This is a genomic window from Pseudomonas sp. NPDC089407 (genome assembly GCF_044900445.1).
In the GTDB taxonomy this organism is placed as follows: domain Bacteria; phylum Pseudomonadota; class Gammaproteobacteria; order Pseudomonadales; family Pseudomonadaceae; genus Aquipseudomonas.
Genome location: NZ_JBJDNB010000011.1, coordinates 18,599 through 38,747 on the forward strand (window position 1 = coordinate 18,599; position 20,149 = coordinate 38,747).

General features: G+C 61.5%; 26 protein-coding genes. 7 read left to right on the forward strand and 19 right to left on the reverse strand.

Annotated features, from left to right (window positions below; all coding sequences use genetic code 11):
- Positions 1 to 356: 356 nt before the first annotated feature.
- The 9 genes from ACI2KG_RS10775 to ACI2KG_RS10815 form a co-directional block, all read right to left on the reverse strand.
- Positions 357 to 1,220 (reverse strand): metal ABC transporter substrate-binding protein, encoded by an 864-nt coding sequence (locus tag ACI2KG_RS10775; RefSeq protein WP_404661882.1) that lies wholly within the window; start codon positions 1,218 to 1,220, stop codon positions 357 to 359.
- Entirely contained in the window at positions 1,217 to 2,116 is a 900-nt protein-coding gene (locus ACI2KG_RS10780) for a metal ABC transporter permease (protein ID WP_404661883.1), read from the reverse strand. Before ACI2KG_RS10780 ends, ACI2KG_RS10775 begins: the two co-directional genes overlap by 4 nt.
- Positions 2,113 to 2,862 (reverse strand): metal ABC transporter ATP-binding protein, encoded by a 750-nt coding sequence (locus ACI2KG_RS10785; RefSeq protein WP_404661884.1) that lies wholly within the window; start codon positions 2,860 to 2,862, stop codon positions 2,113 to 2,115. The genes ACI2KG_RS10780 and ACI2KG_RS10785 overlap by 4 nt, the downstream gene beginning before the upstream one ends.
- Complete coding sequence (locus tag ACI2KG_RS10790; RefSeq protein WP_201202389.1) at positions 2,859 to 3,761, reverse strand: metal ABC transporter substrate-binding protein; 903 nt, start codon at positions 3,759 to 3,761, stop codon at positions 2,859 to 2,861. Before ACI2KG_RS10790 ends, ACI2KG_RS10785 begins: the two co-directional genes overlap by 4 nt.
- Positions 3,762 to 3,777: 16 nt before the next feature.
- Positions 3,778 to 4,347 (reverse strand): DUF6162 family protein, encoded by a 570-nt coding sequence (locus ACI2KG_RS10795; RefSeq protein WP_404661885.1) that lies wholly within the window; start codon positions 4,345 to 4,347, stop codon positions 3,778 to 3,780.
- Positions 4,344 to 4,664, reverse strand: coding sequence for a hypothetical protein (locus ACI2KG_RS10800; RefSeq protein WP_400617276.1), 321 nt, complete (start codon positions 4,662 to 4,664; stop codon positions 4,344 to 4,346). The genes ACI2KG_RS10795 and ACI2KG_RS10800 overlap by 4 nt, the downstream gene beginning before the upstream one ends.
- Entirely contained in the window at positions 4,661 to 5,200 is a 540-nt protein-coding gene (locus ACI2KG_RS10805; RefSeq protein ID WP_404661886.1) for a thiamine pyrophosphate-binding protein, read from the reverse strand. Before ACI2KG_RS10805 ends, ACI2KG_RS10800 begins: the two co-directional genes overlap by 4 nt.
- Positions 5,197 to 6,390, reverse strand: a complete 1,194-nt coding sequence (locus tag ACI2KG_RS10810; protein WP_400617272.1) for a PepSY-associated TM helix domain-containing protein — start codon at positions 6,388 to 6,390, stop codon at positions 5,197 to 5,199. Before ACI2KG_RS10810 ends, ACI2KG_RS10805 begins: the two co-directional genes overlap by 4 nt.
- A 316-nt stretch (positions 6,391 to 6,706) precedes the next feature.
- Positions 6,707 to 8,041 carry a lysine N(6)-hydroxylase/L-ornithine N(5)-oxygenase family protein gene (locus tag ACI2KG_RS10815; protein WP_404661887.1) on the reverse strand — a complete coding sequence of 445 codons (1,335 nt, stop codon included), beginning with the start codon at positions 8,039 to 8,041 and terminating at the stop codon, positions 6,707 to 6,709.
- Positions 8,042 to 8,214: 173 nt separating this feature from the next.
- Here ACI2KG_RS10815 and ACI2KG_RS10820 point away from each other — a divergent pair, with 173 nt between their 5' ends.
- On the forward strand, positions 8,215 to 8,658 hold the full coding sequence (locus ACI2KG_RS10820; RefSeq protein WP_404661888.1) for a hypothetical protein: 444 nt from the start codon (positions 8,215 to 8,217) through the stop codon (positions 8,656 to 8,658).
- A gap of 141 nt (positions 8,659 to 8,799) precedes the next feature.
- Here ACI2KG_RS10820 and pbpG read toward each other — a convergent pair whose 3' ends face one another.
- Positions 8,800 to 9,726 (reverse strand): D-alanyl-D-alanine endopeptidase, encoded by a 927-nt coding sequence (gene pbpG, locus ACI2KG_RS10825; RefSeq protein WP_201202378.1) that lies wholly within the window; start codon positions 9,724 to 9,726, stop codon positions 8,800 to 8,802.
- Positions 9,727 to 9,933: 207 nt separating this feature from the next.
- The gene (locus tag ACI2KG_RS10830; RefSeq protein ID WP_404661889.1) at positions 9,934 to 10,551 is read right to left on the reverse strand and encodes a hypothetical protein; all 618 of its coding nucleotides are present in this window, start codon (positions 10,549 to 10,551) and stop codon (positions 9,934 to 9,936) included.
- A 281-nt stretch (positions 10,552 to 10,832) separates the two neighbouring features.
- On the opposite strand from ACI2KG_RS10830, the gene ACI2KG_RS10835 reads away from it, so the two are divergent.
- On the forward strand, positions 10,833 to 11,096 hold the full coding sequence (locus ACI2KG_RS10835; protein WP_404661890.1) for a hypothetical protein: 264 nt from the start codon (positions 10,833 to 10,835) through the stop codon (positions 11,094 to 11,096).
- A gap of 121 nt (positions 11,097 to 11,217) precedes the next feature.
- Here the strand turns inward: ACI2KG_RS10835 and ACI2KG_RS10840 are convergent, their stop codons facing one another.
- Positions 11,218 to 11,892: a polysaccharide lyase family 7 protein gene (locus tag ACI2KG_RS10840; protein ID WP_404661891.1), complete on the reverse strand. Its 675-nt coding sequence runs from the start codon at positions 11,890 to 11,892 to the stop codon at positions 11,218 to 11,220.
- Between the two features lie 239 nt (positions 11,893 to 12,131).
- On the opposite strand from ACI2KG_RS10840, the gene ACI2KG_RS10845 reads away from it, so the two are divergent.
- Positions 12,132 to 12,455 (forward strand): DUF1654 domain-containing protein, encoded by a 324-nt coding sequence (locus tag ACI2KG_RS10845; RefSeq protein WP_404661892.1) that lies wholly within the window; start codon positions 12,132 to 12,134, stop codon positions 12,453 to 12,455.
- 38 nt (positions 12,456 to 12,493) lie between these two features.
- Here ACI2KG_RS10845 and ACI2KG_RS10850 read toward each other — a convergent pair whose 3' ends face one another.
- Positions 12,494 to 13,318: a helix-turn-helix transcriptional regulator gene (locus ACI2KG_RS10850; RefSeq protein WP_404661893.1), complete on the reverse strand. Its 825-nt coding sequence runs from the start codon at positions 13,316 to 13,318 to the stop codon at positions 12,494 to 12,496.
- Between the two features lie 162 nt (positions 13,319 to 13,480).
- On the opposite strand from ACI2KG_RS10850, the gene ACI2KG_RS10855 reads away from it, so the two are divergent.
- Positions 13,481 to 13,801, forward strand: a complete 321-nt coding sequence (locus ACI2KG_RS10855; RefSeq protein WP_404661894.1) for a chemotaxis protein — start codon at positions 13,481 to 13,483, stop codon at positions 13,799 to 13,801.
- Between the two features lie 32 nt (positions 13,802 to 13,833).
- On the opposite strand, the gene ACI2KG_RS10860 is transcribed toward ACI2KG_RS10855, so the two are convergent.
- The gene (locus ACI2KG_RS10860) at positions 13,834 to 14,016 is read right to left on the reverse strand and encodes a hypothetical protein (protein ID WP_201202372.1); all 183 of its coding nucleotides are present in this window, start codon (positions 14,014 to 14,016) and stop codon (positions 13,834 to 13,836) included.
- Positions 14,017 to 14,113: 97 nt separating this feature from the next.
- Positions 14,114 to 14,458, reverse strand: coding sequence for a hypothetical protein (locus ACI2KG_RS10865; protein ID WP_404661895.1), 345 nt, complete (start codon positions 14,456 to 14,458; stop codon positions 14,114 to 14,116).
- Between the two features lie 161 nt (positions 14,459 to 14,619).
- Here ACI2KG_RS10865 and ACI2KG_RS10870 point away from each other — a divergent pair, with 161 nt between their 5' ends.
- Positions 14,620 to 15,441 (forward strand): shikimate 5-dehydrogenase, encoded by an 822-nt coding sequence (locus ACI2KG_RS10870; protein WP_404661896.1) that lies wholly within the window; start codon positions 14,620 to 14,622, stop codon positions 15,439 to 15,441.
- 119 nt (positions 15,442 to 15,560) lie between these two features.
- Here ACI2KG_RS10870 and ACI2KG_RS10875 read toward each other — a convergent pair whose 3' ends face one another.
- The 3 genes from ACI2KG_RS10875 to ACI2KG_RS10885 all read right to left on the reverse strand — a co-directional run bounded on the left by ACI2KG_RS10875 (position 15,561) and on the right by ACI2KG_RS10885 (position 16,999).
- A complete protein-coding gene (locus tag ACI2KG_RS10875) occupies positions 15,561 to 15,803 on the reverse strand; it encodes a hypothetical protein (RefSeq protein ID WP_404661897.1) in 243 nt (80 codons plus the stop codon).
- Positions 15,804 to 15,886: 83 nt separating this feature from the next.
- On the reverse strand, positions 15,887 to 16,414 hold the full coding sequence (gene gloA, locus ACI2KG_RS10880) for a lactoylglutathione lyase (RefSeq protein ID WP_404661898.1): 528 nt from the start codon (positions 16,412 to 16,414) through the stop codon (positions 15,887 to 15,889).
- Positions 16,415 to 16,639: 225 nt separating this feature from the next.
- Positions 16,640 to 16,999 carry a histone-like nucleoid-structuring protein, MvaT/MvaU family gene (locus ACI2KG_RS10885; RefSeq protein WP_201205603.1) on the reverse strand — a complete coding sequence of 120 codons (360 nt, stop codon included), beginning with the start codon at positions 16,997 to 16,999 and terminating at the stop codon, positions 16,640 to 16,642.
- Between the two features lie 364 nt (positions 17,000 to 17,363).
- On the opposite strand from ACI2KG_RS10885, the gene ACI2KG_RS10890 reads away from it, so the two are divergent.
- A complete protein-coding gene (locus ACI2KG_RS10890; RefSeq protein WP_404661899.1) occupies positions 17,364 to 18,653 on the forward strand; it encodes an OprD family porin in 1,290 nt (429 codons plus the stop codon).
- A gap of 80 nt (positions 18,654 to 18,733) precedes the next feature.
- Positions 18,734 to 19,483 (forward strand): precorrin-6A synthase (deacetylating), encoded by a 750-nt coding sequence (gene cobF / locus ACI2KG_RS10895; protein WP_404661900.1) that lies wholly within the window; start codon positions 18,734 to 18,736, stop codon positions 19,481 to 19,483.
- Positions 19,484 to 19,603: 120 nt separating this feature from the next.
- On the opposite strand, the gene ACI2KG_RS10900 is transcribed toward cobF, so the two are convergent.
- A complete protein-coding gene (locus ACI2KG_RS10900) occupies positions 19,604 to 19,954 on the reverse strand; it encodes a response regulator (protein ID WP_404661901.1) in 351 nt (116 codons plus the stop codon).
- Positions 19,955 to 20,149 lie beyond the last annotated feature (195 nt).

The following is a 20,149-nucleotide window of genomic DNA, read 5'->3' on the forward strand; positions in this document are numbered from 1 at the left end:
GGTACTGAACAAGGCACAAGGCACAAGACTTATGCGGTCGAGGTGGGAGCGGCCTGCATCACCATCGGGGCAGGCACAGAATCTGTAGGAGCGGCCTTGCGTCGCGATGGGCTGCGAAGCAGCCCCGGCAATTTGTGCATCTGTGCGGAAACCTTGGGGCTGCTGCGCAGCCCATCGCGACGCAAGGCCGCTCCTACAAGGGCCAGTGCTGGTCAGGGGAGCTATGCAAGACAGTTCTCCTTCCTCGACCGCTTTACCCTCAAGGCAGTATCCCTGTGGGAGCTGGCTTGCCGGCGATGAGGCCAGTACAGGTAGCACAAGACAATCTCCCACATTGAACGCATCAGCCTGTTCGATCAGCTCTCGCCCAATGCCCCAACCACTAGGTCAACACTGGCCTTCAACCCGGCAAACGCATCCTCAGGGTCACTGTCCACCACCACCAGTTTCGCACCTGCTGCCTTGATCACCTCGGCCACTGCCGGATCAGGTTGGCGATGGTCCAGCACCAACGCCACATCCTGTGCCTTCAGGTTCTCGCCCAAAGCCTTGAGCGCCGCCGCATCCCACTCGGCCGGCAGCGGTTGCTCGACCACGTCCAGGTTCATCCCGCTGGCCAGGTACCCCAGCCGCTCCGACAGGCTCACCACCGTCAGGTTGTCGACCTTGGCCAGGCGTGTCTGGCTGTTGGCCGATAGCTCCAGCAGTTGGCGCTTGAGCCCGGCCAAGTTGCCCTGGATCTTGGCCTTGGCGTCCGGCGCCAAACGCTCCAGGTCATTGGCCACCACGTCGGCCATGCGCCCGAGGTTGGTCGGGTTGAGCCACGGGTAGGCGCCATAGGCATCGTCGCCGCTCACCGCAATGCCCGGCAGCGCGCCATCGACTGGCCGTGCGGCATCGATCTCGATAATGCGGATATTGCTGCGACGAGCCATCGGGTACAGCGGGTCGTCACGCCAGATCGAGCGTACGCCGATCACCGCGTCAGCCTGCTGCGCAGCCTTGTCCAGGCTGGCACCCCCACGCCCGCTGAAATACGACGGTTGGCGGCTGGCCGGCAGGTTGGCCGGCGCAGCCCGTTTCAACTGCACCGCCGTGCCGTCGAGCAGGGCACTGGCCAGGCTGTGGGTGACGGGCAGCGTGGTCAGCACCTGCGTGGCGAAAGACAGCGACGGCAGGCCGGCCAGGGCCAGTGCCAGGGTCAGGCGTTTCAGGTTCATGCCGGGTTTCCTTGCAGGCGGGGAACGAGGGCGCGGGCGAGCGCGGCCAGGGCGAAGCAGATGCCGGCGACCAGGATGATCGCGGCACCCGACGGCACCGGCAGGTCGAACACGATCGGCAACAGGATGCCGAACAGGGTACTGATGGTGGCGATCAGTACGGACAGGAAGAAAAAGCCCTTCAGCGACTGGCTGACCAGGCGCGCGGCAGCAGCCGGGATCACCAGCAACGCACCGACCAGGATCGCCCCGATCACCTTCACCGCCGCGACGGTCACCAGGGTCACCAGCACCACGAACAGGTAATCCAGGGTCTTCACTGCCACGCCGCGCACCGCCGCCAGTTGCGGGTTGAAGCTGGCCAGCATGATGCGGTTGTACAGCGGTACGGCCAACGCCAGTACCAGCACCGCGACAATGCCCAGCACCACCAGGTCCTGGCCGCTGACGGTCAGCACCGAGCCGAACAGCACGTTCTCGAGGATGTGCACGTTGATCTTGCCCGCCAGCATCAGCAGCAGGCTGGCACCCAGTGCCAGTGACACCGAGAGGAACACGCCGATCAACGTGTCCGGCGACAGCCCGGTGCGGTTACGCAGGAAATTGAGCAGGATGCCAAACAGCAGGCAGTAGCCGAACAGGCTGCCATAAGGGCCGGTGTAGGGCTCGCCGAGCAGAATGCCGATGGCCACGCCGGTGAGCGCAGCATGGCCGACCGCTTCGGAAAAGAAGGCAAAGCGCTTGACCACCACCAGGGTGCCCAGGCCGCCCAGTACCGGGCCGATCATCAGGCCGGCCAGCAGGGCATTGACCACGAAGCCGTAGGCCATTGCCTCGGGCAGGTAGCCGGCAATGGCCCAGTCCTGGACCAGTTGGCGAAATGCTTCAAAACTCATGAGGCAAGGCTCTCGCTACGCGGGTGAACAGAGAACAGGCCGAGCAGGCGCTCGGGGGTCAGGGCCTGGGCGGGTGGGGCGTCGAACAGTACCTGGCGGCTCAGGCCGGTCACCCGGTCGGCCAGGCGCAGCACTGCCTCGAGGTCATGCTCGATCCACAGTACGGTGGTGCCGGCCTGGCGCCAGCCCAGCAGCAGTTGTTCGAACACTTGAATGCCGGCTTCATCGAGCGCCGACATCGGCTCGTCCAGCACCAGCAACTGCGGTTCGGGGATCAGGCCCTGGGCCAGCAGCACGCGTTGGCGTTCGCCGCCAGACAATGCCCCCATGCGCCGCTTGCGCTTGTCGAGCATGCCAACCCGTGCCAGGGCGGCATCGATGGCCGGCTGCACGCGCCGGGACAGGCCGAGGAACGCCGGGCGGCGCTGGCACATGGCGGCCATGAAGTCGTCCACGGTCATGGGCAGGCCGCGGTCGAACTCCAGTGCCTGCGGCACGTAGCCGATCACCTCGCGCCCGGCTGGCCAGTGCAAGGTCAACTGGCCCTGGTGTGGCATCTGCCCGAGCAGGGTCTTGATCAGCGAGCTCTTGCCGCCGCCGTTGGGGCCGACGATGGCATGCACGCTGCCGGCTGCGACGTTGAAGCTGACCTGTTCAAGAATGCGTGTACGGCCCAGGGTCAGGTCGATGCCGGCGAACTCGATGCGCGGCCCACAGGCTGCAACCAGGTTGGCGGCGGCGGTCATGCGCGGTTCTCCTGAATGGCGCGAACCACGGTGTCGAGGTTGCGCTTCATCTCCACTTCGTACTTGTCCTTGGTGTATTCACCGTAGGAAATGTGCGTCAGCGGGTACAGGCGCACGCCGGACTCACGCTGGATGGTTTCGACATACGCCGACGGGAAGTCCATCTCGGAGAAAATCACCCGTACATCCAGGGCCTTGAGCTGGTCGATGGTCTTTTTCAGCTGCGCCGGGCTCGGCTCGATGCCATGGGCCGGCTCGACAACCGCGGTCACCTCCAGGCCGAAGTCGCGCACCAGGTAGTCGTAGGCAGCATGAATGGTGGCTACGCGGAAGGTGGCGCTGGGCGCTTCGGTAACCTTGGCCAGTGCCTCGGCACGCAACGCGCGCAGGCGTTTGGCGTAGGCACGGGCGTTTTGCGTGTACAGCTTGGCGTTGTCCGGGTCGAGCTTGCCCAGTTCGCGGGCAATGTTGTTGACCTGGGCAATGGTAGTGCTGATCGACAGGAAGGTGTGCGGGTTGACCACCTTGCCGGCGCCCCGTGCGGCAATGCCGGTGGCTGCCAGCAGCGGGACGTTCTGGTTGGCCTCGATGGTGGCGATGTCGGGCTTTTCGCTGGCGGCGATCATGCGGTCGGCAAAGTCGTCATGGCCAACGCCGTTAAGCACCACCACGTCCAGCGTGCCGATGCGCTTGATGTCCTCGGCCCGTGGCTCGTAGGCATGCGGGTTGAAGCCCGCCGGAATCAGCGGCACCACTTCGGCCTTGTCGCCGACAATGTTGCTGACATAGCTGTAGTAAGGGTGCAGGGTAATGCCGATGCGCAGCGGTTTGCCGTTATCGGCCAGGGCCAATGCAGGCAGGGCAAGGGCCAGGAGCAGGGCGAGGGCGGAGCGGAACATGGGAAGGTCCTTGGGTTCAGTGACGGTGTTCGCGGGTAACCCCGGCGTCGTAGTGGCTGACCACCTGCTGCCAGCCGGCGGCGATCAGGGCAGCCTGGCCGAGGTCGTCCGGGATCACGGCAGCGCTGTCGCGGCGCAACCAGACGTCGGCCTGGCCGCTGCTGTCAGCGGGCAGGATCAGCAACAGGCTGCCGGCCACTTCAGGGGCCTGGGTGCGGCCCAGGTAGGCGCCGGTCTCCAGCCATGACCATTGGTGGCGGCCACGGCTCTGGCTGCCGGCATCGACCACGAACGGCGGCAGGCCTTCTTCGGCCAGGGCCTGTACGCTGGGCACGGCGGCGTTTTCCTCGCGCAGCAACTGGATCTCGTCGAAGGCCACCCGCAGGTCCGTGTACAGGCCTTGTTCGGCGGCGGTAAGGTCACGGCGGGCGTCGATCTGGTGGCTGGCGATGGCCTGTTCGTCCTCGCGCTCTGCCCGCAGCAGCACGACGCTGGCGGCGAGCACCACGATCAGCAGGCTGGCCAGCAGCACATACAGGGTTTCGTGCCCGGCACCGGCCGGGCGAATCACTTGGGCGCGGCTCATGGCTGGGCGATATCGGCGTAGTCGACTTCCACCACGTGCCCGGGGCCAGCGTCGAACAGCACGTAGAATTCACCGTCCGGGCGCTTGAAGGTCAGGGTAGAGTCGTCGCCGAGCTTGCCGCCGACCAGCACTTGCTCGTCATAGCCGATCACATCCAGGGTTACCCCAGGGGCGCCGCTGCCGTCGGAAAACCCGCCCGTGCAGGTGACCTGGCCGTTGGCCGTTTCTTCGCATTCGCACATCGGGTTGTGCGCCAGGGCGGGGCCGGCGGCCAGCGCCAGCAGGGGCAGGGCGAAGGTGCGGATCAGGTGTTTCATTTCTTGCCTCCTTGTTTTTCGAGCCAGGCCACGGTGGCTGGCGATGCCTTGGCCAACGGGACGGATGCCTGGTGCATGCTGCCGTCCCAGCCTTCCAGGGTGATCCAGATCTGGGCGTCGGGTTTGGTCCGCGGCGGGATCGGCAGCGAGGTGCCCATGTTGTACGGCGCGCCGAAGAAGATGGTGCCGGCGGCGCGCAGGCTGCGCGGCTTGCCAATGCGCAGGTAGGCAGCCTTGACGTCCTTGACGCAGGCTTTGCACAGCGCCGCATTGAATGACTTGAAGTAACCGGCCGGGCCGTCGGCGCGTGGCGCCTCGTCGCGCAGTTCGGCCAGGTTGAGGCTGTAGGGGCCGACCTTGATGTCGCTGATTACATTGGCACCCAGGCCGGCGTCGCCACGGAACAGCTTCGCGTCGGCAAAGTACTTGGGCATGAAGCCCAGCGGGATCAGGATCAGCAGGATGTTCAGGTGAAAACGCCACTTCAGCCAGAACTGTTTCAGCGGGCTGGCGGGCAGGGCTTGGGCCTGGCTCATGGGTGCATCTCCACAGTGGTTTCACGGCGTGCCGCACGCGGTGCGCGCTCGCTGCGCTTGAGCGCGGCGGCGGTGGCCTGGGCGGTGCGTTTGGTCCAGATCAGCAGGCCACTGAACACCATCAGGGTGAGGATCAGGCCGAAGAAGAACCACACCAGCTTGATCGGCAAGCCGCCGAAATCGCCGGTGTGCAGCGGGCGCATGGACTCGGTGACGAACTCCAGCGCCGAGCGGTCGCTGATCTCGAACTGGCTGTCGACATGACGGGTGTACGGGTTTACCGAGGCGCTCTGGAACATCAGCGGGTACCAGCCCGGACCGGACAAGGTGACGTGGCTGTAGGCGGTCGCAGGCAGCGAGATGAAGCTGACCTCCAGCCCCGGGATGGCCAGGCCGGCAAGGCGTGCCGCTTCATCCAGGTCGATGCGCGGCGCCGGGGTGCCGTCTGGCGTTTGCGGTACTTCCTCGCGGGCGATCACCGGCACGATGGGCCGGCTGGAAATGGTGATGTGGTTGTCGAACAGGATCGCCTGGATCAGGAACCAGGTGCCGGTGATGGAAATGACCGCAATGAACCAGATCGACCACACCCCGGCCAGGCGGTGCAGGTCACCCCAGAAAATCCGCGAACCATGGCCGGTACGCACCGGCTTGAAAAAGCCCTTCCAGAACTTCTTGTACACCACCAGGCCGGTGACCAGCGAGGCCAGCATCGGCAGGCCCAGCAGCGAAACCAGGTACCAGCCCCAGCTGAAGCCGTTGGTGAACGGCACCAGCCACCAGCCGTGCAGGGCACGGGTGAAGGCCTCGAAGTTGAAATCCGGGGTCTTGCCCTGGATGGCGCCGGTATAGGGGTTTACATACAGGGTCGGGCTGGTGCCGTCTGGCAGGGTGACATTGGCCTTGACCGCGAAGTGCGAACCGTCAGGTTGGCTGAGTCGCTCGACGACCATGTCCGGCTCGGCCTTGTTCAAGGCTTCCAGCACTTTCTGGAAACTCATGCGCTCGACATCGGCGTCTGGCTTGTTGGCGCGCACGGCCGGGTCGGCCAGCCAGACGATTTCCTGGCTGACCACGGCGAGCATGCCGGTGAAACAGACAATCAACACAAAGAACCAGATCGGCAACGCGAGCCAGCTGTGGACCAGGAACCACAGCCTGGATTTGGATTTTTTCGGTGATTTGGCCATCAGACGGTCTTCTGCAATAGGTGGTCGAGCGTATGCCCAACCAAAGAGGGCTGTACTGATAAGGACGAATGAGAATTGAAAACCTGCCGTTTTAAATGAAAGCAAATGTTTCAAACGACAAAGGCCTGTGCCTGTCAGGTGATCGATTGGGGCCGCTTTGCGGCCCGTCGCCGGCAAGCCAGCTCCCACAGATACAGCGCAGTTCTCAACAATTGCGCGTTTACTGTGGGAGCTGGCTTGCCGGCGATGGGCTGCATAGCAGCCCTAATGACGCTAAATGACGGTTATCAGGTCGGAAGGCATGAAGCAGAAGGGTTCAGGCGCGGGTCAGGGCTACTGCGGGGTGAGCCTTGCCATGCAGTTGTGCCAGGTCGTGGTACAACGCCCGGCCAATTTCCGCGGCGCGTGCCGGCAGCACCGAGAGCAGGGTGTCGCTCAGGCCGTGGCTGTTCTCGCAGAAGCCTTGCAGGTACACCGACGCCTGCAGGTCGGGGCTGGCCAGCACTCGGTAGTTGCGATCAACACTGAAGTCGTCCAGGTAACCGGCCAGCGGTGCCAGCAGGTCACGGTGCGAGCGGCGCTCGTAACCGGTGGCAAGGATCACGGCATCGTAACGGTGGGTTTGCTGCTGGCCGGTGGCGAGGTCACGCAGGGTCAGCTCCACGCCCTCGCGGGTGGCGACTACCGCTTCTACCTGGCGGCGGCACAGTACATTGTGGCGGTGCTGGTGGGCGACCTTCTGCCGATACAGAATGCCGTAGATGCGCTCGATCAAGTTGAGGTCGACCACCGAATAGTTGGTGTTGTGGTACTCGCCCAGCAGTTTGCTGCGCTGGTCGGCTGGTTCGTTGTAGACCAGGTCGGTGTAGTCTGGCGAGAAGATCTCGTTGACGAACGGGCTGTCGTCGGCGGGCTTCAGGGCCGAGCCGCGCAGGACCATGTCGACCTTGACCGACGGGTAGCTGTCGTTCAGGTCGATAAACGCCTCGGCGGCGCTTTGCCCCGAGCCGATCACGGCAATGCGCATCGGTTTGCCTTCAGTGCACGGCAGCTTGTTCAGGCTGCTCAGGTACTGCGAGTGGTGGAATACCCGTGGGTCATCCTTGAAGGCACCGAACTTTTCCGGAATTTTCGGCGTGCCGCCACTGCCGACCACCACCGAGCGGGTGCGGCGGCTGTATTCGCGGCCTTGGGCATCGCGCGCGATCAGGCGCAGGTGCTCGACCCGGCCGCTTTGCACTTCTGGCTCGATGCGCAGCACTTCCTGGCCATATACCGCCTGGGTGGCGAAGTGTTCGGCGGCCCAGCGCAGGTAGTCGTTGTATTCCAGGCGGCACGGGTAGAAGGTGCCGAGGTTGATGAAGTCGGCCAGACGCTGCTTCTGGTGCAGGTAATTGACGAAGCTGTAAGGGCTGGTGGGGTTGCGCAGCGACACCAGGTCTTTCAGGAACGAGATCTGCAGCTCGCTCTGGGTCGCCAGGGTTTCGCCGTGCCAGCGGTAGTCCTGTTGCTTGTCGATGAACAGCGCATCCAGGGCATGGCCCTGGCTTTCGGCGAGTTCTTCCAGGGCAATGGCCAAGGCCAGGTTGGAGGGGCCGAAGCCCACGCCGATCAGATCTTTGATGGTTTCCTGCTGTGTGGGCTGGCTCATGGCAGCGATTCCCTGAATGGTCGAATATGGACGCCCGCCGGGGCTCCGGCTCCTGCGCAAGTACATGAACTGGAACGAGCCAGCCAAAGGGGAATTTAAGCGGGCTAAAGATCTGCGTGGGGCTGCCGATAAGGGGGTTACGGCAAGGACCCAACTTCTGGCAGGGAATCGGCATGACATCCATAGCGGCAAATTTGCACATCAACGGCGTTTCGGCGCAGGCGCTGAGCGTTAATGCAGCAGCCCAGGGCGAACAGACAACGCAGGCCGAGAACGACGGGCCACTCAGTATCAGTGGCGATACCTTGAAGGTTGGCGGTGCAGGGCAGGCCCACTCTACGCAAGACAGCGAAGAGAGCGGCGAATCGGCAGGGGTAACGGCACTGCGCGAGCTGATCAAGCAGCTGCAGAAGCAGTTGGCCGAAGAGCAGAAGCAGCTGGCTCAATTGATGAGCAGCAAGATGGAAGAAACAGCCAAGGCCAATGCTGTGAGCGCCAAGCAAGCCAGCATCGCCACCATCACCGGGCAGATCATGACGGCCACAGCGCAGTTACTGGAGCTGTTGCAGCAAGAGGGCGGCAGCAGCGCGGGCGGAATGGTCAGCGCCACGGCCTGACAAGCATTGGGGCTGCTGTGCAGCCCATCGCCGGCAAGCCAGCTCCCACAGAGATAGCGACAGGCCCGCCAGACGCGGTCCCTGTGGGAGCTGGCTTGCCGGCGATAGGGCCCATTCAGGCCCCATCATTTCAAGCCCGGGTTACTCCGCCACCACCCGCCCTTTGCCCTGGCGGTCAGCCTTGTACTGCATGGCCACGGCCGGCGCTGGCTTGGCTGCGCCGGTTTCCAGCCACTGGCGCATGCGGCTGGCATCAGCAAAGTGGGTGTACTTGCCGAAGGCATCGAGGATAACCATCGCTACCGGGCGGTTGTCCATGCGGGTCAGCAGCACCAGGCAGTGGCCGGCTTCGTTGGTGAAGCCGGTCTTGGTCAGCTTGATGTCCCAGTTGCTCTTGTTCACCAAATGGTCGGTGTTACGGAAGCCCAGCGTGTAGTTGGGCTTGCGGAAGGCCACGGTCTTCTCGCGGGTGGTCGACAGCTCGCTCAGCATCGGGTACTTGCGCGAAGCCATCAGCAGCTTGGACAGGTCGCGGGCGGTAGACACGTTCTGCGTCGACAGGCCGGTCGGTTCGACGTAGCGGGTGTGCGCCATGCCCAGGCTGCGGGCCTTGGCGTTCATCGCCTTGATGAACGCCGGGTAGCCACCCGGGTAGGCGTTGGCCAGGCTGTTGGCCGCACGGTTTTCCGACGACATCAGGGTAATCAGCAGGGTTTCGCGGCGGTCCAGCTGGCTGCCCAGGCGCACGCGCGAATACACGCCTTTCATTTCCGGGTTGTTGGCAATGGTCATGGTGAGCATCTCATCCATGGGTAGCTTGGCATCCAGCACCACCATCGCCGTCATCAGTTTGGTCACCGAGGCGATCGGCACCACGCGGTCGGCATGGTTCGAATACAGTTCCTGGTTGGTATTCAGGTCGATCAGCAGGGCGCTGCCTGAAGCCAGGTGCAGTTTGGAAGGGTCTCGTTGCACCTGGGCCGGGGGTTGTGCAGCAGCGGTCGACGGAAGGGTCGCGGTACCTGTGAGCAACAGCAGCAGGCTGAGGATGGACAGGGATGTTTTCACGTTGAGGCTCACTAAAGGTTGGTATGTCGTTGGCTGTGCAAGGGTTTTCCCCCTAAACCGCTGCATTCTGGAGTATGGCCGAATTGCTGTCGAATGCCTTATGACTAAAGGGCGCAAGGTGAACGAAATTTAATCCTGTAGCGTTTTTTGTATCCATTTCCGAAGCCTGAGCAGGACCAGTTGCTCAGGCATCTGGTCGTCACGGTTTCATCCATGGCTGCCTGGAAGCCGATGCTTGTATGGGCTCGGATCCATTGAATTGACTTGTTTATCTGTCGAGGTCGTCATTCGGCCTTCTTTACCCTGCAACTGATCAATTCTTTCCTTGAGTTTTCGATTTTCATCAAGCACCGATTTGTAGATTTTTCGGCTTTCAGCCAGGTCCCGTTCCAGATCAGAGGCCCGCTGCTCGATCTGGCGTACCTGATTGGTTGTTGATCTTATCGAGCGCTGGGACCGCTCTTCACTTTCGTTCAGAGCCTCGATCTTTGATTTCTGCTCCTGCATCACTCGATTCGCTTCTGCCATTTGCTCCGATGGCGGCTTGGGTTTTGGCGGCTTTTTGTAAATGCCATAGCCCCCTTTCTTGTTCAGGTTTGCGTGAACGCCTCCACCGAAGTGATAGATCTTTTTCTCCATAAGCGCTTTTAATTGAGCAGGCGTAAATTCTACCAATGTTTTTGGCGTGTCCTTCCCTTCGAGGACAACTTCTGCAACAGCTGTGTATTTTACATCGTCCAGAAAGAACAGGCTTTTGGGCAGCGCTAAACCCTTCGTGTATTCTTTGCGCAGCGTTCTGCTCAGTGTTTTTCCCTTGCGTGCCATTGTTTGTATCCTCCTTCGAGAAACCGCAGGATATCAAACAGGTGTCACCTTGCCATCATTTGCCGTGGTTGATAACAAAGGCCATGAACCGTTTGCCAGGCGCTCGCGGTTCAGCCCCGTGCCTCTCTGGCCTGTCGCCGCCTCACCTGCCCACCCATCCAGTGTGGATGGAAACCCAGTAGCGACCTCGACCGCGTCATAGTACGGTCCGCCTTCGACAAACCGCCCGGTTCGTTGCCTTCAAGCCCATGGACCGGGGCGCTTATGACCTGGGAGGTCTGATGCAACGCGCACGTGAGATCAGCCAGCAAGAACTGGATACAGCCTTGGTGGCGTTTACCCGCTTCAAAATCGGAGAGATCAAGCTTTTCGACCTGGAACAGGCCATGAGCTTCGAGGTGGGCGAGGCCCTGTCCAGAAGCGGGCTGGTCAGGTTCTCGATCACCAGGATGGTGTCGGGTCGTTATCGCCTCAGGGATGAAGGGGAAAATGCCATCACCGAGGCCGGGCGGGACCGCTTGCAGATGATCCGCGGGACAATATGACGCATCGGGACTGATCAATGGCGTGTCACGCCTGCCGGCCATGCGCACCCGGCCAGCCGGCATCCCGATGCAGCCTGCATTTCGCCGCAGGGCATCGGGGCGCCTTGCCGGTACTCAACGCTCAGCCATGGACCAGCGAGAGTTCACTGATGATGCAGATCGAGCCGTCATCGGCGGGCGTTGCATCGCTGTAGTCGACCTGGTTGTAGACCCCACCATGGAACTCGAACCGCCGCGATGCCCAGCTGCTGTCGAGTTGCAGTTCGCCCGACGCGCCGGTCTGCCCATTGCAGGTGGCTGTCACCGTAACCAGGCCCTGGCCAGTGACGTGAATGCTGACATTGAAAATCGCCCCCAGCGGTACGCCCTTCAGCACCGTCGAGTTGACCGGGTCGGCCTGGTTGTAGGTTGCTCGAAAGCCCAGGGTGATGTCGCCCTTCTTCCAGAACACTTTCACCGGCGGGCTGTCGTCGCCGCGTACGTGCATCTGGGCAATGACCACCTTCTGTGCTGCGTTGACCTTGGTCAGCGCCATGGTTTGGCGGTTCCAGTGGTCCTGGGCACTGGCCAGCATCCAGTCCTGGGTTTCGGTCCACTCGCAGCGGGTTCGATGAGTGCTTTTGCTCGACGCGCCTTTAGTGGGGGCAGAGAGCTGGATCGAACCGTCACTGAGTATTTTGACTACGCTCGGAAAGCGGGCAATCGCTTCGGCGCCGTTGAGCTCGAGCGCCACGGGGTTGGTTGAAGATACGGCCACCGGGGTGGCGAGGGTGAGATTGCTGATATCTACGGCCATGGAAAACTCCTGACAAAAAGTGAGCCTTGTTGACGGGTTGCTCTGGCAGCCGTGCAGGTGGCTGCCTGACAAAAATTAGCCACAAGCTAAATCGAAGTCAATAGCGATGAGCTAAATTTTCTCCTGCATTACATTATCTGCTGGCGAAATTTTTCCGTGTTGGGGCTTTACGCTGGATTTGCCGGTGAGATAAGCTTTCAGTAAGTACTGTACGAATATACAGCTATCAGGGTAAGAATATGTCTATGCAGATGAAGCCGGCAGCCCAGCATCGCCAGGAGATGACCGGAATAGAGCGGCTTAGCCTGCGCGTGTCGTCGATGATCAACCACCCGGTGGCACAGACGCAGCGCTGGGTCAGGGTGCATCGCCTGGACAGCGACGGTGATGCGGAATGGGAAGAGGTGATGGGCTTGCTGTCGGAAACGCCCGAGCTGGAGCTGACCTTCAACGACGATGAGAGCGTGATGGTGCGCTGGGAACGCAGCAGCGTGGAGCAGCGCGACGACTTTATCGTCGAGCAGGGCAGTGCAGGGCAGGTCGAGGAAGCGGCACCCTTCTGAGCATCAGTAAAAGCTCGTCGGCATGGGCGGCATACGCTTCACACCAGGTGGGCGTTCCATACCAGCAGCACCCTGGCCTGGATGTAGGTTTCTTCCCGGCGAATCATGCGGTCCTTGTGCCGCGAGTTGTCGGAAATCATCTCGAAATGGTCTTCATCTGCGATCTGCAGGCGCTTGATGTAGATGTGGTCGCCCCAGGAGAAGAAGTAGATGCCGTCGCCGACGAACTCGCGGATGCTGACGTCGACGATCAGCGGGTCGCGATGCTTGATGGTCGGCTCCATCGACTGGCCCCAGCCGGTTACCATTTTCAGGTGGTGGTGCTCACTGAACTCCACGCCCAGTTCGCGCAGGTGGCTCGGGCTGATGCGAACATCCTTGAACATTTCCGGGTAGTCGTGAGGGATCTGGCCGCCGCCCATGGCTGCCCGCACATCGTAGTGGGCGATCCAGACTTCGTCTCCGACCAGGCCGGGGCGGGCGAGGTCCGCCTTGACCAGTACAGCGTCGGCCGGCTCCTCGGCAGCAGCCAGCAACCTTTGCCGGGTTTCTTCAGGTATACCTTTGCCACTTCTGGCCAACATCTGCCTGACCAGTTCCGCCGCAGACTGCCTGCTATCGGTGGGCTCGACCACAGCTTGCACATGTTCGCCTGCTGCAAGCGCGTCGAACCAGCCGCGCGGCAAGCCTTCGATGCCCTCGATGCGCCTGGCTACGTCATCGCCCAGGTTTTTCGCGGTCTTGTCTGAAAGGATCTGGCTCAAGTGTGCAGGCGCCATCCCCCAGCGCTCAGCGCAGGATCCTTTACGCTGGCCGCCAATCAGCTTGACCAGGTTGTGCTTGCGAATTTCATAGATGTCCATAGGGCGAAGCATGCCAGTGTTTAGCTTGCTGCTAAATGTGCGCATGGCTAAATTTACCCTTGAGGTTATATTAGCGTAAGGCTAAATTAATGCTGAGAAGAAGAAAAGCCGCCGAGACCATTTTCTGCGGATTACCCCATCACCTTGAGGAATGAGGTTTACATGGATCCGACTGACCTCGGCCCGGGCACCGTCACTTGGCTGGGTGGAACGGGCACCGTGTTGCTGGGTGCATTTCTGTGGCTGCGCAAATGGCTGTCCAGGGATGCGGCAGACCGTGCAATGGACAGTGCAGACATTGCGGTAGTCCGGCGCCTGACTGAACTGCTCGATATCGAGCGCACTGCCCGTAAAGAGGCGGAAACCAAGGCTGACCAACTGGCCAGGGAGCGCAACGAACTGGTGCTCAGCGTAGGCCGGCTGCAAGGCAAGGTCATTGCGCTGACCGCCCAAAAAAAAGCCCGCCAGTTTGGCGGGCCATAAGGGCGTAGGGAGCAACGCACAACAAATTCGGGTCAGGCAACCAGGGTACCTGGCTGTAACTGTTCAACCAGGGCCTGGGCCGAGGCAAGGCTTGGCATCGGCCCGCTCACGGCTTCGCCGTTGCGCACCAGGTACCAGCACGCCAGCAGGCCTTGTTCACGCAATGAAACGGGGACGGCGCTGCCGACAACGGACATGATCTGGATAGTGGCCATGTGGACCTCCTGTAAAACATGGCGCTACGATACCCAGCGGCCGCAGCGGTTTGAAATCAACGTTGTCGATAGTGGTCATTAGTTCTATCAACCCTTACTAACGTGGCGGGCCGTAGTACACCGGCGGTGGCGCATAGTAGGCGCGGTAACCCGGGGGTGGCGGGGCCGGTGCATAGTACGGCTGGTAGTAAACCGGCTGCGGGGGCGGTTGCACGTACACCGGCTGCGGCGGGTAATAGACCGGCTGGCGTTCGACATACACGGTACGGTCATGCCCGCCATAAACCGTTGCCCCGACCACAGCGCCAACCACGGCCGCCCCCAGCAGCGGCCCAGGCCCGTACCCCCCACCCCCATGGCCGCCATAACCGTGAGCGGCAGCGGGCCCGCTGATGGCCAAGGCACCGACCAGCAGGGCGATTCCGGGTATGAGACGGTTCATGGGCAACCTCTTAGGAAAACCCCCTGGAGTGGGGTGTTACTAGTATGACTCCGGGCTCTGTCAACTGAGCACAGGGGAACGGTAAAGGTTGTGTAAGGGACGACCAGTGGTTGCCTCTGTTACGCTGCACAAACGTTTCAGTTATGACAAAGGAGCAGGTTATGTCGACAACTCCCAGCAGGGACACCGTGCTGTGCATCTCCTTGACAGGCCGCCCCGGCACGTTCGGCGTACGCTTTCACAACCACCTGTATCAGCAGTTGGGCCTGGACTTCTACTACAAGGCCATGCGCACCGATGACCTGCCGGCGGCGGTGGCGGGCATACGTGCCCTGGGTATTCGCGGCTGCGGGGTGTCGATGCCGTACAAGGAAGCGTGCATGGCCCTGGTCGATGAAGTCGACCCCTCGGCGGCCGCCATCGAGTCGGTCAATACCCTGGTCAACAACGAGGGCCGGTTGAAAGCCTACAACACGGATTACCTGGCGGTGCGCCAGTTGCTGGCGCAGCACCAGGTTGACCCGGCTACCGCCTTTGCCCTGCGTGGCAGTGGTGGCATGGCCAAGGCGGTGGCCAGTGCCCTGCGCGATGCCGGGTTTGCTGAAGGCATCATCGTTGCGCGTAACGAACAGGCTGGGCGGCAGCTGGCGGATGTTTGCGGGTATCGCTGGGTGGCGGAACTGGGCGATGTTTGCCCGCCGATGCTGGTGAACGTGACGCCTATCGGCATGGGGGGTGGGCCGGAGGCCAATGAACTGGCGTTTTCCGAGAACGCCATTACGGCGGCGGAGCGGGTGTTCGATGTTGTGGCGATGCCGGCGCAGACGCCATTGATACGCCGCGCGCAGGCGCTGGGCAAGCCGGTGATTACCGGGCTTGAGGTGATTGCGCTGCAGGCGCTGGAGCAGTTCGTGCTGTATACCGGGGTAAGGCCGACGCAGGCGCAGGTGGACGAGGCGGTGGCGTTCGCGCGGGATATCTGATTACGCCTGTGCGGGCCTATTCGCGGGTAAACCCGCTCCTACAACAATTGTGCGATCAGTCGCGGTCGTTGTAGAAGCGGGTTTACCCGCGAATAGGCCCGCACAGGCTTATACCAGGATCAGAACACCTTGCGCCCATCATCCAGCTGCTGGTCAACCAGCGCCCGGCCATGGGCCAGCGACACATGCTGCGCATTATCAAGGTCGGAGAAGAACTTCATCGGCATCGCCATGCGCCTGCTGGTGTGCCCGTCCGGGGCGGTGATCAGGCAGCCTGCGGCGTAGGGCAGCGGGGACTCGGGGTGGGGCATCACGCTGGCGGTGATAGTGTGCTCGCGGTATTCACAGTGAAGAGATTGCATCGTCCTTACCTCGCTGTGGCATGTGAAGCAGTTACCTTCATATACCACAGCAAGGGGCCGGGAGTTCCCGGCCCGACGAACGCCTAGCCTTTTAGCTCGGTGGGCTGAATCACTTCGACCCAATAGCCGTCCGGGTCCTTGACGAACGCCAAGTGGTTCATGCGCCCGTCCTGCAGGCGTTTCTGGAAGGGTACTTCCAGTGCTTCGAAGCGTGCACAGGCCGCACGCACGTCTGGCACCGAAATGCAGATGTGGCCGAAGCCGCGCGGGTCGGTGTTGCCGTTGTGGTAGGCAAATTCCGCATCGTTTTCAGTGCCGTGGTTGTGGGTCAGCTCCAGTACCCCAGGAATCGACTTCATCCACTGATGACGCCCCGTGTCATCGGCAGGGATTTGCGCCGGGTCGACCAGGGCCAGGAAGTACAGGCTGAAAGCGGCTTCGGGGAAGTCACGCTTGTCTACCAGGCTGAAGCCCAGCACGCGGGTATAGAAGTCCAGCGACTTCTCGATGTCCTTGACCCGCAGCATGGTGTGGTTGAAGACGAACTGGGCGGTGGCGGCATCGGGTTGCGCGGTAACGCCAGGCAGGGTTTGCAGATCATGCAGGCTCATGGTAACTCCTGAGACGGGGCCGGGTGCAGGGCACCGGCAAAACAGACAGGCTGGCCATGATACGGCAGTGCGTCGATTGCGCAAATGAAAGCGCCCTGCACAAGGCAGGGCGCTGGAATTAGAGGCCCGCATGTGCGGGCGCGTGATGGGGTCGCTAGTCCTTTAGCTGCCTCGATACTGAGCCAGCCCTTGTGAAAAAAGTGTGAAGCAGGCGTTGATGTTTCATCAGCGAACCCAGCTTTCCACCGTGGCGGCGCCATATTTTTCTTTCCAGGCCTTGAGCCCGCGGTGGTTGCCGCCTTTGGTCTCGATCCGTTCGCCCGTGTCCGGATGGGTATAAACCTTGACGACGCGCGGGCGGCGCTGCTGCTTGGGGGCCGCGCTGGAAACGCGAGCCACAGCCTTGGGGTCGAGAATGGCGATGATATCGCGCAGGCTCTTGTCATAGCTTTTCATCAGGCCGACTAGTTTCTGCTCGAATTCGATTTCGCGTTTGAGGCCGGCATCCTTTTTCAACGCTTCCAGTTGCGCCATCTGTTCCTGGAGCGCTTTTTCGGCAGCACGAAACTCTGCAAGTCTGGACACTGTAATCACTCCTGTACGTCGGTCGTGGCAGGGCGTGACGAACATTGAAGAAGAGTAAAAAACGCCGGCCACGCGGGTGGGTTCCGCTGTTCGCTGATATCGAGTGTAGTCATTCATGGCTACTGGGTAAACTGCTAACTTTTTGTAAGTAAGCTGGGAACTTTCCTAGTTTTGTGTGCGGTGTTTCGCCCCTTTTCCAACGCGGCCCCACGCGCCGCTTAGACCATGGTCCAATGGCCCGTGCCAGAGCCTGTGCGCGACAATTTCAGATGATGGCCGGCTATTTGTTCGGCCTTGACGCAGTACCGTGGCCCAGCGCGTGCCACGGGTTGTTAACTCGCCTTGATTGTGGATGTTTCCTCCCATGTTTGCCCCTTTTCCCCTCGCCCCCGGGCGTCGTGTTGCCGGCCTGTTCCTGATGTGTGCCGGCGTCAATGCCCAGGCCGCCGGTTTTCTTGAAGACAGCAGCGCCAAGCTCGAAGCGCGCAATGTCTATTTCAACCGGGATTTCCGTGACGGCCACAGCAGTTCCGGCCAGGGTGCGTCCAAGCGCGAAGAGTGGGCGCAAGGCTTCATTCTCAATGTACAGTCGGGTTATACCCAGGGCCCGGTCGGTTTTGGTGTGGACGCACTGGGCATGTTCGGTTTCAAACTGGATTCCAGCCCGGCCGACAGTAACAGTGGTTTGCTGCCATCTTCCGGCCGCGACCCGCGGCACTCGGCCGACCAGTACGCCAAGATGGGCCTGGCAGCCAAGGTCAAGGTTTCCAGCACCGTGCTCAAGTACGGTTCGATGATGCCGGATGTACCGCTGCTCAAGTACAACGATGGTCGCCTGCTGCCGACCATGTTCCATGGCGCGATGCTCACCTCCGAAGAACTGCACGACCTTAAGTTCACCCTGGCACGCCTGGATAAATACACCGCGCGGGACTCCACCGACCGCCAGGACATTCGCGTGCACTGCAAGAACAAGCGCTATGCCTGCGACACCGAAGCCGACCACTTCGACCTGGCCGGTGTCGATTACCGCTTCAACGAGCGCTTCAGTGCCCAATACCAGGTAGCCAAGCTGGAGAACATCTACCGCCAGCACTTCCTCGGCCTGGTGGCCAGCCAGCCATTGGCGGTGGGTAGCCTGTCGGCCGACCTGCGCCTGATCAAGAGCGATGACATCGGCAATGCCCGCGCTGGCGCCATCGACCACCGCGCGTTCAGCGGCATGCTCGGCTACAGCCTGGGCGGCCACAAGATCAGTGCCGGCTGGCAGCGCATGTATGGCGACAGTGCCATGCCGTACCTGGATGGCAGCAACCCGTACCTGGTCAACTACGCCCAGGTCAACGACTTCGCCGCCGCACAGGAACGCTCCTGGCAAGTGCGCTATGACTATGACTTCAAGGCCCTGGGTGTTCCCGGCCTGACCTTCTTCACCCGTTACATCAACGGTGACAACATCAAGGTGCCGGGCAGCAATGCCGAAGGCAAGGAATGGGAACGCGACACCGAGTTCAAGTACCAGGTGCAAAGTGGCACGTTCAAGGACGTCAGCGTGCGCCTGCGTAATTCCACGTATCGCAGCAACTATGAACAGTGGGCGCGTGACATGGACGAGACCCGGGTGATTGTCAGTTACAACTTCTCGATCTTCTAACCGGTCGCTTTGCCAATGACTGGCAGCCGCCTGACAATGGCGGCTAGTTTTTGGCGAAGGGCAGGGCAATGGGCAGGGCAATGAAAAACCTGATGTTGATCGGCATCGGCCCGGGTGATCCGCGTCAGGTCACTTATGAGGCCGTCGACGCGTTGCGCAGTGCCAGTGTGTTCTTCGTGCTCGACAAGGGCGGCGACAAGGACGAGCTGGTGCGCCTGCGCAAAGCCATCCTGCAACGCTACCGCCCCGAGGGCGGCTATCGGCTGGTGCAAGTGGCCGACCCGCTGCGCGATCACCAGGCAGACGACTACCTGGGCGCAGTGCAGGACTGGCACCGCCAGCGGGCGGCGCTGTATGCCCAACTGATCGAGCAGGAAATGGGCGGCGGTGAAACCGGCGCTTTTCTGCTGTGGGGCGAACCCACGCTGTATGACAGCACCTTGCGTATTCTTGGCCTGGTCCGCGAACGCGGCGTAGCGCTGCGCCTGCAGGTGATCCCGGGTATCAGTAGCGTGCAGGCGTTGGCGGCGCGGCACCAGGTGGCGTTGAACCGTATTGGCGAACCACTGACCGTGCTGCCTGGGCGGCGCCTGGTCGAGCAGGGGGGTATCGACAATGTCGTGGTGATGCTTGATGGGCGGTGCACGTTTGCCCAGCTGGATGACCCAGGGCTGATGATTTACTGGGGCGCTTATCTGGGGACTGAAGATGAGGTGCTGATTGCCGGGCCTTTGGCGGCGGTGAAAGCGCAGATCCTGGAGGTGCGTGAGCGGGTGCGGGCGCGCAAGGGGTGGATCATGGATACCTACCTGTTGCGCAGGGAGCTTTAGTGAGTTCAGGCCTGTGCCGGCCTCTTCGCGGGTGAACCCGCTCCCCCAGGTAAATCACCACCTTGAATTTTGTGGGAATCCTGTGGGAGCGGGTTTACCCGCGAAGCAGGCGCTGCGATCTCAAGGGTTACCCAGAATGGCCACCACCTTGTCCCGCAGCTGGTCGATACTGAACGGCTTGCCGATCAGGTGCATGCCCTCGGGCACATTGAAGCTGTCGGCATAACCACTGGCAAACAGCACCGGCAACAGCGGCCGCAGTTCGCGCGCTTTGCCCGCCAGCGCTTCGCCGCGCATGTCCGGCAGCCCCACGTCGGTCATCATCAAGGCCAAGGGCTGGTCCGGGTTTTCGAGTATGCGCAACGCTGCGCTGGCATCTTCTGCCTCAATGACCGTATAGCCCAGCTCGTCGAGCACTTCGACCATCAGCATGCGTACGATGTCGTCGTCTTCGACTACCAGAAGGTGCATGGTTGCGATCCTGTGCTAATGAATGTTCTAAGTCTGTGCACAAGGCGCCAGCATAAGTTCCCGAGGATACCGATACCGGCAAATAGATGGAACGATTCTCGAACCCAACCTTCAAATACTGGCTAAATGCCCTGCCAGAGCCGGTAAAGCTGGTTAGACTCGCTTTTCAGGACGGCGCAGTGGCAGATAACAACA

Excerpts from the sequence above, each read along its gene's own strand:
- ACI2KG_RS10775 (WP_404661882.1), bottom strand. The coding sequence starts at position 1,220 with ATGAACCTGAAACGCCTGACCCTGGCACTGGCCCTGGCCGGCCTGCCG.
- ACI2KG_RS10780 (WP_404661883.1), bottom strand. The coding sequence starts at position 2,116 with ATGAGTTTTGAAGCATTTCGCCAACTGGTCCAGGACTGGGCCATTGCC.
- ACI2KG_RS10785 (WP_404661884.1), bottom strand. The coding sequence starts at position 2,862 with ATGACCGCCGCCGCCAACCTGGTTGCAGCCTGTGGGCCGCGCATCGAG.
- ACI2KG_RS10790 (WP_201202389.1), bottom strand. The coding sequence starts at position 3,761 with ATGTTCCGCTCCGCCCTCGCCCTGCTCCTGGCCCTTGCCCTGCCTGCA.
- ACI2KG_RS10795 (WP_404661885.1), bottom strand. The coding sequence starts at position 4,347 with ATGAGCCGCGCCCAAGTGATTCGCCCGGCCGGTGCCGGGCACGAAACC.
- ACI2KG_RS10800 (WP_400617276.1), bottom strand. The coding sequence starts at position 4,664 with ATGAAACACCTGATCCGCACCTTCGCCCTGCCCCTGCTGGCGCTGGCC.
- ACI2KG_RS10805 (WP_404661886.1), bottom strand. The coding sequence starts at position 5,200 with ATGAGCCAGGCCCAAGCCCTGCCCGCCAGCCCGCTGAAACAGTTCTGG.
- ACI2KG_RS10810 (WP_400617272.1), bottom strand. The coding sequence starts at position 6,390 with ATGGCCAAATCACCGAAAAAATCCAAATCCAGGCTGTGGTTCCTGGTC.
- ACI2KG_RS10815 (WP_404661887.1), bottom strand. The coding sequence starts at position 8,041 with ATGAGCCAGCCCACACAGCAGGAAACCATCAAAGATCTGATCGGCGTG.
- ACI2KG_RS10820 (WP_404661888.1), top strand. The coding sequence starts at position 8,215 with ATGACATCCATAGCGGCAAATTTGCACATCAACGGCGTTTCGGCGCAG.
- ACI2KG_RS10830 (WP_404661889.1), bottom strand. The coding sequence starts at position 10,551 with ATGGCACGCAAGGGAAAAACACTGAGCAGAACGCTGCGCAAAGAATAC.
- ACI2KG_RS10835 (WP_404661890.1), top strand. The coding sequence starts at position 10,833 with ATGCAACGCGCACGTGAGATCAGCCAGCAAGAACTGGATACAGCCTTG.
- ACI2KG_RS10840 (WP_404661891.1), bottom strand. The coding sequence starts at position 11,892 with ATGGCCGTAGATATCAGCAATCTCACCCTCGCCACCCCGGTGGCCGTA.
- ACI2KG_RS10845 (WP_404661892.1), top strand. The coding sequence starts at position 12,132 with ATGTCTATGCAGATGAAGCCGGCAGCCCAGCATCGCCAGGAGATGACC.
- ACI2KG_RS10850 (WP_404661893.1), bottom strand. The coding sequence starts at position 13,318 with ATGGACATCTATGAAATTCGCAAGCACAACCTGGTCAAGCTGATTGGC.
- ACI2KG_RS10855 (WP_404661894.1), top strand. The coding sequence starts at position 13,481 with ATGGATCCGACTGACCTCGGCCCGGGCACCGTCACTTGGCTGGGTGGA.
- ACI2KG_RS10860 (WP_201202372.1), bottom strand. The coding sequence starts at position 14,016 with ATGGCCACTATCCAGATCATGTCCGTTGTCGGCAGCGCCGTCCCCGTT.
- ACI2KG_RS10865 (WP_404661895.1), bottom strand. The coding sequence starts at position 14,458 with ATGAACCGTCTCATACCCGGAATCGCCCTGCTGGTCGGTGCCTTGGCC.
- ACI2KG_RS10870 (WP_404661896.1), top strand. The coding sequence starts at position 14,620 with ATGTCGACAACTCCCAGCAGGGACACCGTGCTGTGCATCTCCTTGACA.
- ACI2KG_RS10875 (WP_404661897.1), bottom strand. The coding sequence starts at position 15,803 with ATGCAATCTCTTCACTGTGAATACCGCGAGCACACTATCACCGCCAGC.
- gloA (WP_404661898.1), bottom strand. The coding sequence starts at position 16,414 with ATGAGCCTGCATGATCTGCAAACCCTGCCTGGCGTTACCGCGCAACCC.
- ACI2KG_RS10890 (WP_404661899.1), top strand. The coding sequence starts at position 17,364 with ATGTTTGCCCCTTTTCCCCTCGCCCCCGGGCGTCGTGTTGCCGGCCTG.
- cobF (WP_404661900.1), top strand. The coding sequence starts at position 18,734 with ATGAAAAACCTGATGTTGATCGGCATCGGCCCGGGTGATCCGCGTCAG.
- ACI2KG_RS10900 (WP_404661901.1), bottom strand. The coding sequence starts at position 19,954 with ATGCACCTTCTGGTAGTCGAAGACGACGACATCGTACGCATGCTGATG.